Source organism: Veillonella absiana (assembly GCF_032970865.1).
Taxonomy (GTDB): Bacteria; Bacillota; Negativicutes; order Veillonellales; family Veillonellaceae; genus Veillonella; species Veillonella absiana.
The window spans coordinates 1-14,303 of sequence record NZ_JAWJZB010000001.1 but is presented as its reverse complement, the minus strand read 5'-3'; the positions used below and the strand labels follow the sequence as shown (position 1 = coordinate 14,303).

Below are 14,303 nucleotides of genomic sequence, written 5' to 3'. Positions count from 1 at the left end.
CATTCCAGAGCGTCTAGCAGCACATTCCAGAGAGTCTAGTAATAATTTTCCTATAGTGATGAAAGCGCCTACGGTTTAAGTTCTAAACCGAGGGCGCTTTCATTATGAAATATTTATATGAATGGATACTCATATATACTGGAAATTAAATCAAATATTGGATATAATAGGGATAATATTTTAAATGAAATGGATTTTCATTTAACTAGAACCTGTATGGGTATGTTATTGTTATTGAGTGAATGGGGATATTATGTTTGACGCCGTACTGCGAAGGTTCCAAGTCGATTATATTTTGCCTAAGGCAGAACGATTGGGATCAATAGGCACGACAAAAGAATTATATGATAAATACCTAAAAATCGCGTGGCCTGCTACATTGCAAGGGTTGATGTTACAATTTATGACGGCTATCGATTTGGCTATGGTAGGGGCCCTTGGTGCAGAGGCGCTAGCATCGGTGGGAATCATGGGGCAGCCTGAAATGGTTATGCTCGTATTTGTACGAGCACTGTCCGTAGCGATTACAGCCATCATTGCACGTCGTAAAGGCGAGGGTGACGATGCGGGTATGAATTCCGTATTAAAACAAGCTATTATGATGACTATGCTATTTTATATTCCTTTACTCATCATTTGTTTTTTTAGCATCGAGCACATCTTGCGATTTACTGGCGCAGAGGATAGTTATATTGGAACTGCTGTCGATTATAGTCAGTTTATTGTTATAGCGTTAATTTTTCAGTCCTTTAGTCAAATTGTGGGAGCCGCCCTCATTGGTTATGGCAATACGAAGGTTATATTTAAGGCTAATGTTATTGGTAATATTGCGAACACGGTGATGAATTTTTTCCTGATTTATGGTATTGGATTCTTTCCTAAACTAGGTGTTATGGGGGCGGGGATATCAACAATGCTTAGCAGCGCCCTTATTGCAGCTCTATTGTTTCGGGTTATTAATAAGCGCGACCAAACTTTGACATTACAACACGAAGCGCCGTGGAAGTTTAATCGTGAAGTTGTGCATACGGTGTATCACGTAGGTGGTAGCTCTTTAGGGGAACAATTCTTTGAACGTTTCGGTATGTATACCTACACAATGATTGTAGCATCCCTGGGGGCTACGGCATTAGCGGCTCATTATGTGTGTATGAATCTCATGGATATTTTTTACTATTTTGCTATGGGCCTTGGATTTGCTGGGGCGTCTCATACCGGACAGAGTCTCGGTCATAAACGTCCAGATATGGCGCTGGCTTACGGTCGAATCGGCTCTCGTATTGGCTGGATAGTGGGTATTGTCAGTGCACTCATATTTATATTGCTTGGTACATATATCGTACAACTCTATACTCGCGATGTGGCTGTAGTGGCTATGTCTGGTAGTATGATGGGAATCATGGCGCTCGCTGCATTCCCACAGGCGTTGCAACTAGTTTATTCCGGGGTGCTGAAAGGCGCAGGCGATACTTATTACATCATGAAATATTCCCTCATCAGTATCGCCATTATTCGACCGATTGTGACCTATACATTATGTATTACTATTGGATGGGGACTGGCAGGGGCGTGGTTGGCGCTTCTCAACGATCAGTCGATTCGACTGCTATGTTCCTACGCTCGCTTTGTGAAAGGGCAGTGGCAGCATAAAATCGTTTAATTTGTGAAAGTGTGGGAATTTGAGCATTAATACTGGCCCTAGCTCTAACATCCATTATTATATTAGCAAAATTACAGAACCCCTATATATCTTTTAGCTCCGAGCTTCCTGCGTCGCAATGTCGCTGCAAAGATATATAGGGGTTCTTATTTGTGTATAAAGATATTAAGAGCTAGGGCATTTCATGATGCTCAAATCGCCACTGGGTTAACATATAAAACATTATCGGCTGCCACAGTCTCTTACGTCGCGGGCGTGATAGGAACATAGCACAACTTACGCGTCCAATTGGGCGAGCCATGCGTGGAACGTTTTGGTGGCCGCCTCTGTTAATGCATCACCATATTTCTTTGCATCTGCACGGATTTGGCACACATCTATACCAGCACTGTTGAGTTCGCTAGCATGTCCTACGAGCCAGGATTCAATTTTATTAGGATCCGCCTCCATATGGAATTGGAGACCTAATACATTGTTGCCAATGGCATAGGCTTGGTTATGGCAGAGGTCTGTTTCTGCTAAACGAGTGGATGTTGGTGGAATTTGGAATTCATCACCGTGCCAATGGAGTACAGGGACATTAGATAAAAATTGTAAGGGCGAGCTTTCTCCCGCAGATGTCAGTGTGAGCGTGCTAAATCCAATTTCTTTTTTCCCATGTGTCATTGGGGCCACAGAGCCACCAAGAATGCGGGACATTAATTGAGCGCCAAGGCAAATTCCAAGGATTGGTTTCTTGGAATCTAATCTAGCTTTAATAAAGTCCATTTCAGTGATGAGGAATGGGTAGGTGCTTTCATCATAGGCACCAATTGGGGCACCACAGGCTACTAGCAAGTCTGGCGACGTTGGATTATAGGCTGAGAAGTCCAATAATGGTGCATCGAGATAGGTCACGATGTAGCCTAGATTGATTAGTACTGGCTCGAGAATACCAAAGTCTTCGAAGTTGATGTGGCGGATGATGTAGGCTGTGCGTGACATAGGTCCTCCTTAATGGATGTAATATATTCGGGTGACAACATATAGGGATGCTAATAAATGAAGATTAGATGTTATGCATTTTATTATACGATAAATTCTATAGAATATTAAGTGAAGAATATCACAAAATCATCTGATAACAAGCCTAATAACAAGCCTAATAACAAGCCTAATAATAAGCCATCAAATTGTAAGGAAGTTTACATCTTATGTTCATAAAAGGGGAGTATAGTATTCTATGCAGTAAAGGGGAGTATAGTATTCTATGCAGTTATTGCAGGTATATATAATTTTATTAAGGAGGTTCAGTAATGAACAAATATGTTGCAGAATTTATTGGTACCATGATTCTAGTATTTTTTGGTACTGGTACTGCCGTTGTCACCAGTGGTTTGACAGCGGGTATTGCAGGTAGTTTTGTGGGTGTCATGGCCATTGCATTGGCATTCGGTTTAACAATTGTAGCTGGGGCCTATGCAATCGGCCACATTTCTGGTTGTCATGTTAATCCAGCAGTATCTCTCGGTGTATTCATGGCAGGGCGTATGGATGCAAAAGATTTTGGTGGTTATGTAATCGCTCAAATTATTGGTGCTTTTGCAGGTACTGGGTTGTTACAATTTATCGTTTCTAGCTCTAACACCTTAAAAGGCCTTGGTGCCAATGGTTATGGTACTGCTAGTGCAGTCGGCCTAAATATGGGGGGCGCATTCGTAGTAGAAACATTCTTAACTTTCGTATTTGTACTTGTGATCTTGGGGGTAACCTCTAGTGAAAAGACATCTTCTATCGCCGGTATTGTGATTGGTGCTACATTAACTATGGTTCATTTGATTGGCATTCCATTGACTGGTACATCGGTTAACCCTGCACGTAGTTTGTCCCCCGCGGTATTCCTTGGGGGTGAGGCTTTGTCCCAAGTATGGTTGTTTATCGTAGCGCCATTGGTAGGCGCAGCGATTGCGGCCATTGTTCATCGCGGTTGGTTCTCTAACGATGAGGACTAATAGGCGTCACTATGTAAAGGAATAAGTTCTAATTGTAAAAAAAATTTACATAGAAGATTTGTTATAAATTTGTAGAAAAACTTACAGTTTATATGAAAGTTTAATGAACTTGTTAATAGCATATTGAATTTTTTTGTAAAAGAGTGTATTATGAGTATATTCTAAGATTTAAGATATGAGCGACCTTAGAGAATGGGCTCATATTCACATTGGAGGAAAAATATTATGAACAAGAAATTATTAGCATTATTGGCTGTTGCGGCTATGGGTATTTCCATTGCTGGTGCAACTCCACAAACACAATTCAACAAAGGCGAATTCCAATTAGATTTGGGTGCATCTGCTATCGATTACGATGTAACTGACGAATCTATTGATGCAGGTCATAAATGGAACTTTGATGGTGGTTTGACTTACGCTTTAGGTGATAAAACTGCTCTTCAATATGCTTACCATGGTTTAAATGTAAAAGAAGATGATGAATTGACTTCTGATAACAAAATGCATGAAGTTAATGTAATTCAATCCTTGAATAAAAACTTTGCAGTATATGGTGGTTGGGGCCGTCTAAGTGGCGATGATTTTGAAGATACTAACAACATCGCTCAATTAGGTGTAATTGCAAAAGCTAACCTTACTGACAAATTGGATATTTATGGTAAAGCAGCTGTAGGTACTAAATCCACTACAATCTGGGAAGCAGGCTTAGGCTATGGCATCACTGAAGATTTGGATTTATCCGCTGGCTACCGTTACATCAATACTGAAATCAACGACGACCAAAACGCATCCTTCAAAGGCGCTGTTGTAGGCTTGTCCTACCGTTTCGGTGGTTCTACTGAAGAAGAACCAATGGTAACTCCAGCTCCTGTATACACTCCAGCTCCAGTTGTGGAACAACCTGTATACGCAACACCTAAATTGGACTACTATGTACAATCCATCCACTTTGATGTTGACCAAGATGTACCTCGTGCAGACCAAAAAGGTAACTTAGAAGCTATGGTAACAGCAGCTAATGCTTACCCTACAGCTAAAATTAAATTGTTGGGCAACACTGACTCCGACGCTTCCAGCGATTACAACCAAAAATTGTCCGAACGTCGTGTTCAAAACGTAGCTCAATACGCTGTTAACAACGGCATCTCCGCTGATCGTTTAGTTGGTATCGCTAATGGCGAAAACAAACCAGCTTCCACTAACGACTCCGCTCTAGGTAAAGCTAACAACCGTCGTGTAGACGTTTACGTTAACCGTTAATCTGTAGCTATACAAGCTAGGATATAACATAAAAAAACCGTCCTCTTTGAGGGCGGTTTTTTTATTATCAAGCTCGTGAGTTAGAACTCGGCAATGCTCTAAAATTCTTATATTATATAGCTTATATATGGTATACTATTACATATGTATATAATGCTATTATTCTGCATTGAATGGAAATTTACTGATTATGGTTGCTCATTTGATAGCAGTAATTATTCTTATGAACGGTAGAATTTATATACTATGGATTTTTGAGAATGTGTAGAAAGGAATAGACTATGTCATTGTTGACTAGAAATTTATTTGGTAATCAAGATCTAGGCTTATTGGTATATCGACTTGTCATCGGTGCGTGTATTTTCATGCACGGCTTAGCTAAAATGCAAGGCGGTGAAGCCACATTAACAACTGTGGGGTCCGCTGTTGCCAATGTGGGGATTCATGAAGGGTTCTTTATTTTTGGCACATTAGCGGCCTTGACTGAAATTATTGGTGGCGTCTTAGTATGTATTGGTTTATTTACTCGCTTAGGTGCTTTAGGCGTGGCCATTACTATGTTATTTGCATTTCTCTTCCAAATGGACAATGGCATGATGAAATGGATCTATCCAATTGAGGTGGGCGTAGGATTCTTGATGTTATTTTTAGCTGGTCCAGGTCGATTCAGTATTGATGCTATGATTAGTGGAAAACGGTAACGCCTATGGTCCGAGTGAAACATTATAAACAGATTATCGCCGCTATTATTCTGGCCGGTATTATGGTTATGATTGCCTTACGTATTTCTGACATTACATCATGGTTAGGGAAAACATTAGAGGCCTTTGTACCACTTGTGGTGGGGGCCTGCATAGCTTTTGTACTAGATATTTTGATTGTGCGCTATGAGCGATTTATATTACCAAATGCTACCGCAGGATGGAAAGCTAAATTACGACGTCCCTTATGCTTAACATTGGCATTACTGACGATTGGGTTAATTCTTTATGTCATTGCTAGAATGGCAATACCACAACTGGTTCATTCATTGAGCATTATCGTAACAGCTTTGCCTACTTTATATAATGATTTTGAAAGCTGGGTATCCAGTTACGTTACTATGTTGCCGGATTTTGGAAACCAAGCTATTATAAATACTCTTAACGGGGGTTCCATGATTGGCGAGTTAAAACAATGGGGAACAAAAGGTGGTACTTACATTGTTAACGCCATGGGCTCTGTGGTAGAATGGACTTTCAATATTATTATTGGACTCATTTTCGCTATTTACATGTTGCTCGATAAAGAGCGGTTATTGACTCAGACGAAACGTATTCTATGTGCTTATTTACCAGATAAACGGGTAGAACAAGGCGCTTATGTAGGTCGAGTGGCTATTGATACATTTAGTAATTTCTTTGTTGGGCAGTTTTTGGATGCGCTGGTACTCGGTGTTTTAGTGGGGATTACATTGGCATTGTTCAATATCTCCTATGCATTGACGATTGCTTGTGTTATCGGCCTTACTGGATTAATTCCACTACTCGGTATCTATATTGGTGGTGTCATGGGGGCTATCATTTTACTCACCGTCAGCCCTATGGAGGCTTTCATTTATGTAGTTATCCTTGAAGTACTACATCAAATTGAGAGCAATTTTATTTATCCAAAAATCGTAGGCAATTCCGTAGGCTTGCCAGGATTATGGGTGTTTGCCGCCGTTATTGTTGGGGGCAGTCTCTATGGTGTAGTTGGCATGATTGCAGGTGTACCATTAGTGGCAACAATCTACAAACTCTTGATGGAGGATGTAGATAAGCGATTATCTAAACCGTATGATACATCATTATTTTGATACACCTAGAGATAGGTATATTAAATGATTTATTGATTGGTATATTAATTGATACATTAATCTGTACCTTGGGTATGGTATTATTAGAAAACCATAGAATGAACGAATTTTATAGAGCTTCATTTTGTATTAATAGAACATGTGGTATACTTAGATATACAATTTTGTGAATACCTTAATAACAATATCGTTTCATCACTGTTTATGAAGGTATAATAGGATGGTCTTCGTGTGAACGCAATTCCTGTGAAAGCAATATCCAACGTGTTTAGGAGGATTAATAATGAATAAGAAATTAGCATCTATGTTAGTTGTGGGCGCACTAACTTGTGGATTTTTTGCGGTAGGAACACCAACAGATGTACAAGCTCGTAAAGTAAACCCAGATACAGACGCTACTATGACGTTAAATCGTAAAGATGGCCAATCCGTTGTTATGACGATGAGCCAAATTGGCACAATCTTTCAAAATAGATTCCCTAATGCAGCATTGCACTCTGTGGAATTAAATACAGAGAACCTTAAATATGTGTATAAAGTTACTGGATACAGTGTAAATAACACAATGCACATGAACATTGACATCATTACTGGTAAAACAAGCAATGAAAAAATGGGGGGCAAACCCAAAAATATACCTCAACGAATCTTTAATAAAGATTCTGTTATTTCTCCAGCTGAAGCACAACAAAAAGCTGTAGATGCTCTTGGTGAAGACGCAGTATCTAAAGGTTGGAAAATTGTAGCTGAAAAAGGTGAAGTAACATACACTGTATTAGTTCATCAAGGTGGTTATAGCCAAAACGTATTGATTAATGCAAAGGATGGTTCTTTCGTATCCAAAACAAGACCAAAAGTATTACCTCCAGTGGTAGACTAATTGATAATTAATGAATCACTATACTAAAAAACGCAGGGCCGTCTGGGCACTGCGTTTTTTCTATAACTTGTACAGATAAAAAACTTGATACAGATAAAATCCCAGCACCGATTGATGCTGGGATTTTGCATATCATCTATTACCAACGATTTTCGTAGTATACTTGTGTCCACATAATAACCTCAATTAAAGATGGATGAGGGCTCATAGTTTCACCAACGGTGATGACAGAGTGTGGATCCATATTGCGAGTGAGTCCTTTTGCACGAAGGGCTTTTGTTGTTTCAGATGCAATATCTTCATTGATGGCTTGTAATGTTGTAGTACCACTATTCATCAAGTTTACATATGGCTGGAACAAGATGGACGCTTGAGGTCCGATAACATGAATACCAAGGATGTTATTCGTATCTTTATCTACAACGATTTTAACAAAACCGTCATCAGCATCACCTGGGTTAAGGCCCATAGCAAAACCCTTTGCCGTGCTGGAGTAATGGTTTTTACCCACTCCCACATTATAGCCTTTTTCTTTTGCTTCTTGTTCGGTGAGACCAACGTGGCCTACTTCTGGATAGGTGAAAGTAACGGCTGGTACCACATCGTAACGAGCCCAACGGAAATCATCAGGGGATTCTGCAACGAATAAATTGTGTGCCAAGATGTCCGCTTCATAGTTTGCTTTGTGACGGAATGGAGCTTCCCCATTTACGTCGCCCATGGCATATACGCCTTCCACAGAGGTTTCAAGGAATTCGTTCGTACGAATCCAACCGCCGCGTTTTTGTTCAATGTTGGTACGTTCTAAATGTAGTTCTTCGACAGCTGGTTTGATACCAGACGCCATCAAGATTTCTTCAGCGCGGATTTCTTGTACTTCACCTGTAGCACGATCGCGAATGACTACAACTTTTTCACCATTTTCTACGCGTACTTCTTCAGGTTCTTGGTTAAGATATACGTGGAGACCTTGGTGTGTTAAATTTTCATAGATGTGTGCAGAGATTTCTGCATCTTCTTTAGGGAGTAAACGTATATTGTGTTGAATCAAATGAACGTCTGTGCCAGCAGTAGCGAATACGTGACCGAATTCAGTACCGATAGGACCACCACCCATGATAGCTAAACTTTTGAATGGCTTTTCTGGATATTTATCGCCGAAGAGACTTTCACTAGAGAGATAGCCAGCCTCCTCAAGACCAGGGATATCATTAATTTTGGAATAACCACCAGTGCCGAGGACGATGATAGGTGCTGTAATTGGTTCAGATACAGTGCCGTCATTCAATGCCACTTGCATTACCTTGTCCTCAAGGAATGTTGCTACACCACGATATACATCAACGTTATCGAAGGCGTTGTAATATTTATAGATATCTTTGTGTTCGTCAATCATGTGCCAAACTCGTTTACTCATGACATCCCAGTCGATGGTCGCAGGGCCTACTTGGATACCGATTTTTTTGAAATCTTCTACTTCACGAACAGCATTGGCTGCCGTAACCATAACCTTGGTTGGAATACATCCGCGTGTAAGGCATGTGCCACCAAATTTTCCTTTTTCGATTTGAGCAATTCGTAGACCTTTGCGTTGTGCTGCGTCTACTACAATATTAGCACCACCGGTGCCAACTACAATTACATCATATTGCTTCATAGTTGATCCTTTCTTTTTTGAATACTAAAAGTAGTACACCTGTACATTGGTTCTCATTATTTATGATATTAGTATACCATATATTGAAAAAAATAAATATAAATTTTAATGAGATACTCTTGGCGATGAAAACAAGTAGATATGGATGAAGTATTTGGTGATATTTTATAAAATTGGTGTTAATATGAATCTTCTTTATTATCAATTAAAATAAGTAATTGATAATAAAGGCGCGAAGATGTATAATGTAATCATTGAATAATGATTTTCCAATAGAATTCATCGTATGGTGTCCAGTGGAGGATATAATGAAAAACTTCTTGGTAAGTTTATTTATAAAAACAAAGGGAAAGGATCAACAAGGAATCCGTTATGTTTATGGGCGTATGGCTGGCATTGTTGGGGTTATTGTCAATGTATTGATTTGTGTCATGGAACTTGTGGTGGGATTACTTATAGGTTCTATTGCTATGGTTAGTGATGCAGTTCATACTGTAGCCGATGCAGGGGGATCTCTATTAACATTAATTAGTTTCAAATTATCCGATGCAAAGCCAGATGCAGAGCATCCGTATGGTCATGGCCGAATGGAGTATTTATTATCTATTGGCTTTTCCTTGATTCTTTTTGTCGTAGCAGTGCAACTTGGTATTGAATCTGTACATCGTATTTTTAATCCAGAACCAGTAGCATTTTCTTTTGTGTCACTGGCTGTTATGCTTGGTGTTATAGGATTAAAGTTCTGGTTGAGCTCTTTCTTACAGGCTATCGGAAAAGATATAGATTCGCCTATTTTGGTAGCTAATGGTAAGGAAAGTTTGTCGGATGTAATGGACACCGCTGTTATTGCTATAGGATTAGTAGTGGGTGAATACCTTGATGTTCATATTGATGGGTATTTGGGGTTGTTTGTGGCAGCCCTAATTGGGTGGGCAGGCATTCGTATCTTACTGGAAGGGGCGAACCGAATTATGGGTTATGAACCCTCAAAGGCTCGTGTAAATGAAATCAAAACCTTTGTAAAAAATTATCCAGGAGTATTGGGTGTACATGATTTATTAATTCATGACTATGGACCGGGCCATGAATATGCAAGTATTCATGTTGAAGTAGATGCTAATATGAGTACTATGGATAGTCATAATTTACTTGATAGTATTGAACGAGGTATGTATCGTAAATTAAATATTCATTTAACAACCCATATGGATCCATTGGTGCTTGATAAAGTGACTCAAGAATGGGCGGATCGACTCAATCAAATTGCGAAGGCCTTTGATGAAAAAGCAGAGGTTCATGATGTACGTATTAGTGAAAGAAGTGATACAGATAAGCAACTTGATTTTATGATGACAGTACCATTTTGTAATCAAACTACTGAGGCAGATGTGCGGAAGGTAATGGTGGCCTGTATCCGGGCTATTAATCCTAATATGAATGTCCATATGCGGTATATGAAAACAAATTAAAATAAGCCCGTAAAGGAAATTCAGTGTTTCCTTTACGGGCTTTGTTCTATCTCTTTTATCTCATTGCTAGTTTCTCAGGCTAGCTTGAGGTGGTGTTATTTTGTCACTTTCACCAAAGTGTGTATCATCATTACTATTATATTATTCCCAATCCTCGTGATAGCCACGTTTTGCATAGTCTGCAGTAGCAGTGAATAGGATGTCAGTGGAGGAGTTGAGTGCTGTTTCTGTGGAGTCTTGAAGAACGCCGATGATGAAACCAACACCTACAACCTGCATAGACACGTCATTGGAAATGCCAAAGAGGGAGCACGCTAATGGAATCAACAAGAGGGAACCGCCAGCCACACCAGAAGCACCACAGGCACCAATAGCTGCGATGATGCTCAATAAGATAGCAGTTGGAATATCAAGGTGAATACCTAATGTATTAGCAGCGGCTAAGGACATTACTGTAATCGTAATCGCTGCACCAGCCATATTAATCGTTGCACCTAATGGAATGGATACAGAGTACATGTCAGGATTTAATTTCAAACGACGAGCTAAATCCAAATTTACAGGGATATTAGCAGCAGAGCTACGTGTAAAGAATGCGTATACTGCAGATTCTCGAAGACATTTGAATACTAATGGATATGGATTACGACGAAGGTAAATGAATACTAAAAGTGGATTTACCACAAGAGCTACGAAAATCATGCAACCAAGTAAGACTACGAGTAGTTTTGCATAGCCAAGTAGTGCGTCAAGACCACTAGTAGCGATGGAATCTGCGACTAAGCCCATGATGCCAAGCGGAGCGAAGCGAATAACCCAGCCTACTACTGTGGCTACAGCGGCTGATATATGCTCGATAACTTCCTTTGTAGTAGTTGGCGCATGTCGAAGCGCGCTGCCAAGCATAAGAGCCCAACCCAGAATGCCAATGTAGTTACCAGTCATAATGGCATGTACAGGATTATCTACGACATTTTTTAATACAGTGGTAAGAACTTGGGCGATCCCTTCAGGTGGTTTTGCATCAGCAGCAGAGGTTACAAGGTTTAGTGTTGTTGGGAACATCCAGCTTACGACTACTGCTAGAACTGCGGCAGTAAACGTACCGAGTAAATATAATACAATAACATTCGTCATACCAGTTTTTTGACCAGAGCGATGTTTACTGATGGCAGCCATTACCAAGAAGAATACTAGTAATGGTGCAATTCCTTTTAATGCACCTACGAATAATACGCCTAATAATGAAAGTTCCTTTGCAAATTCAGGAACGAATAGGGCCGCCAAAATACCGATAATCAAACCAATAATGATTTGTTGGATTAGGCTGACTCTGTTGATGGATTTAATAATTCCGTTCATATAAGTCTCCATTACTTAAATAGAAATACACAACACAATATCTAAAGAGGTAAACGCTAGTAGCACGCACACAGTAGAAATGTGTATGTTAGGATTATCATCCCTTTAGAAAAGACATGTGTCATTATACAACGAACACCTTAGAATGGCAATATATAATTTTGTATAGATATAGTATCCATGGAATGGAGCTATATGGAGCTATATTATTTATTTTAGATAATAGATGCAAGAATAATAATAGATGCAAGAATATTAGATTATAGTATATAATATATATCTATAATAATTTTTCCGATTAAGGGTAGAGGTCCTTAAGTCGGTATTAATTTGTAATGATATAGTATAATAAGTACTGCTTAAGTAGAGGAAATGAATTACTATAGTGGTATTAAGATATTTTGATAAATATGAGATTGAGGCAAAACAGTGAAAAAAGAGTTTAAAAGTTTTGAAGAAAAAGAATACTTTGTACAAGGTGTGTTTTCTAATATTGCTAAACATTATGATGTTATGAATACTGTATTGAGTTTTGGGCAAGATTATTTTTGGCGTAAATTTGCAGTGCAACGTATGAATTTGAAAGCTAGTGATCGCGTGTTGGATTTAGCCTGTGGTACTTGTGTGTTTACAAAGGAAGCGTTGCGACAAGTTCCAAGTCTTAAGGTAGAGGCTTTAGATTTTAATGCAGAGATGTTAGCTCAAGGTGAAATCCGCCTTGAACAAGCCGGTTTATTAGAGCGAGTTAATTTGGTACAAGGCGATGCTATGTCATTACCGTATGCAGATAATACTTTTGATGCAGCTATGAGCGGTTTTGCCATGAGAAATGTACCAGACATTAAACAAGTTATGAAAGAAATGCAACGCGTTGTAAAACCAGGTGGTAAGGTTGTGGTATTAGAACTTGCTAAACCAACGATGTTTGGTTTTAAGCAGTTATACTATTTCTACTTCACCTATATTTTACCAATAATAGGTAAAATGAGTAAGGACAACTCTTCTTATGCGTGGCTACCGGAATCATTACGGCGATATCCACATCAAACTGAAATCCTAAAAATCTGGCAGGACATCGGTTTTGAACAAGCTGTGTATACAGAGTTAACTGGTGGAATTGTGGCTGTGCACGAGGGTGTAGTGCCCGAAACAAAAAAATAAAGAACAGAACACCCACATATCATTTCTTGCTCCTGACGACGAAGTCGAAGGTCATTGCGAAATGATATGTGGGTGTTTGAGTTTTTCAGGAAATGAATTTATTGTAAGTAATATACTATATCTGCGTCTTGAGATACGATAAGTGTTCCTTTTTCTACAGGTGTAGAGGAGGAGATAGCCATGGCTTTGTAGAGTCGTGGTGATCCGTAGTTTTCATCAAGAGAGCTTGTTTGTGTAGACATAAGGGAAACGGATTTAACTGGTCCTAGTGTACGGCCGAGGGCGGCTGCCATGACTTCTGCTTTGTGACGACCGTTGGAAATAGCTTCCGTTGTTAAAGAGTCACTAAGTTGTTGGCTCACGTCACTTTCAAAATTGAGGGAATGAATATCCGTAGCCCCACTATTAACAGCTGTGTTAATAACTGGCCCAACCTTATCTAGGTCATTAATTTTAATAGAAACGGTATTAGTAATAGTATAGCCTTGTGATATACGTTTACCATTATCATAGTTATATTGTGGATTGATACTGATGTTAGACGTATAAATATCCTTCTTCGCGATACCTAGGCCTGCAAGGTTTGCAATAATGTTACTCATGACACGATCATTGGCCATTTTGGCGGTATTTACACTACCGTCTGTTGTAGTAATTCCTAAACTAAGAGTGGCATAGGTAGGGGCCATTGTACGGCTAGCAGAACCTGATGTATGAATTTCGGAAGGTTGCATCCCATCAGCTAAGGCAATATTAGGGGTTACAAGACAAATCGCCGTAATAGATGTGACAGCTGCCAGTTTTTTTAAATTATTAAGTATCATAATAGTCTCCTTTAAAACACAAACAAAATAACTAATATATTTATATATATAATTATATATAATAGAATAGACAGATGTAAAGATAAAGTCCATATAATTGTGTAAAAGTTAAAAGGCCATGTAACAGCCCTTTTTACGGTACAATGTTTTTAACCACAAAAACATACCCAGGAGGACGTTACATGACCCAAGTACATTTTAC

General features: G+C 39.2%; 12 protein-coding genes. 8 read left to right on the top strand and 4 right to left on the bottom strand.

Annotation, left to right across the window (positions count from 1 at the left end):
* Positions 1–253 precede the first annotated feature (253 nt).
* Positions 254–1,660, top strand: coding sequence for an MATE family efflux transporter (locus RVY80_RS00060; protein WP_317329135.1), 1,407 nt, complete (start codon positions 254–256; stop codon positions 1,658–1,660).
* A gap of 276 nt (positions 1,661–1,936) precedes the next feature.
* On the opposite strand, the gene RVY80_RS00055 is transcribed toward RVY80_RS00060, so the two are convergent.
* Positions 1,937–2,644: a glutamine amidotransferase gene (locus tag RVY80_RS00055; RefSeq protein WP_317329134.1), complete on the bottom strand. Its 708-nt coding sequence runs from the start codon at positions 2,642–2,644 to the stop codon at positions 1,937–1,939.
* A 311-nt stretch (positions 2,645–2,955) separates the two neighbouring features.
* Here RVY80_RS00055 and RVY80_RS00050 point away from each other — a divergent pair, with 311 nt between their 5' ends.
* From RVY80_RS00050 to RVY80_RS00030, 5 genes are all read left to right on the top strand, one after another.
* The gene (locus tag RVY80_RS00050; RefSeq protein WP_317329133.1) at positions 2,956–3,651 is read left to right on the top strand and encodes an MIP family channel protein; all 696 of its coding nucleotides are present in this window, start codon (positions 2,956–2,958) and stop codon (positions 3,649–3,651) included.
* Between the two features lie 225 nt (positions 3,652–3,876).
* A complete protein-coding gene (locus RVY80_RS00045; RefSeq protein WP_317329131.1) occupies positions 3,877–4,911 on the top strand; it encodes an OmpA family protein in 1,035 nt (344 codons plus the stop codon).
* 281 nt (positions 4,912–5,192) lie between these two features.
* Entirely contained in the window at positions 5,193–5,612 is a 420-nt protein-coding gene (locus tag RVY80_RS00040; protein WP_317329130.1) for a DoxX family protein, read from the top strand.
* A gap of 5 nt (positions 5,613–5,617) precedes the next feature.
* Positions 5,618–6,748, top strand: coding sequence for an AI-2E family transporter (locus RVY80_RS00035; RefSeq protein WP_310746377.1), 1,131 nt, complete (start codon positions 5,618–5,620; stop codon positions 6,746–6,748).
* Between the two features lie 283 nt (positions 6,749–7,031).
* Positions 7,032–7,628 (top strand): PepSY domain-containing protein, encoded by a 597-nt coding sequence (locus RVY80_RS00030; protein ID WP_317329129.1) that lies wholly within the window; start codon positions 7,032–7,034, stop codon positions 7,626–7,628.
* A 139-nt stretch (positions 7,629–7,767) separates the two neighbouring features.
* On the opposite strand, the gene RVY80_RS00025 is transcribed toward RVY80_RS00030, so the two are convergent.
* On the bottom strand, positions 7,768–9,285 hold the full coding sequence (locus RVY80_RS00025) for a dihydrolipoyl dehydrogenase family protein (RefSeq protein ID WP_295191183.1): 1,518 nt from the start codon (positions 9,283–9,285) through the stop codon (positions 7,768–7,770).
* Between the two features lie 308 nt (positions 9,286–9,593).
* On the opposite strand from RVY80_RS00025, the gene RVY80_RS00020 reads away from it, so the two are divergent.
* Positions 9,594–10,754, top strand: a complete 1,161-nt coding sequence (locus tag RVY80_RS00020) for a cation diffusion facilitator family transporter (RefSeq protein ID WP_317329127.1) — start codon at positions 9,594–9,596, stop codon at positions 10,752–10,754.
* Between the two features lie 141 nt (positions 10,755–10,895).
* Here the strand turns inward: RVY80_RS00020 and sstT are convergent, their stop codons facing one another.
* Positions 10,896–12,116, bottom strand: a complete 1,221-nt coding sequence (gene sstT, locus RVY80_RS00015) for a serine/threonine transporter SstT (RefSeq protein WP_310746440.1) — start codon at positions 12,114–12,116, stop codon at positions 10,896–10,898.
* A 429-nt stretch (positions 12,117–12,545) separates the two neighbouring features.
* Between sstT and RVY80_RS00010 the strand changes: the two genes are divergently transcribed.
* On the top strand, positions 12,546–13,277 hold the full coding sequence (locus RVY80_RS00010) for a ubiquinone/menaquinone biosynthesis methyltransferase (RefSeq protein ID WP_317329126.1): 732 nt from the start codon (positions 12,546–12,548) through the stop codon (positions 13,275–13,277).
* A 98-nt stretch (positions 13,278–13,375) separates the two neighbouring features.
* On the opposite strand, the gene RVY80_RS00005 is transcribed toward RVY80_RS00010, so the two are convergent.
* Complete coding sequence (locus RVY80_RS00005) at positions 13,376–14,101, bottom strand: SIMPL domain-containing protein (RefSeq protein WP_310746441.1); 726 nt, start codon at positions 14,099–14,101, stop codon at positions 13,376–13,378.
* Positions 14,102–14,303 lie beyond the last annotated feature (202 nt).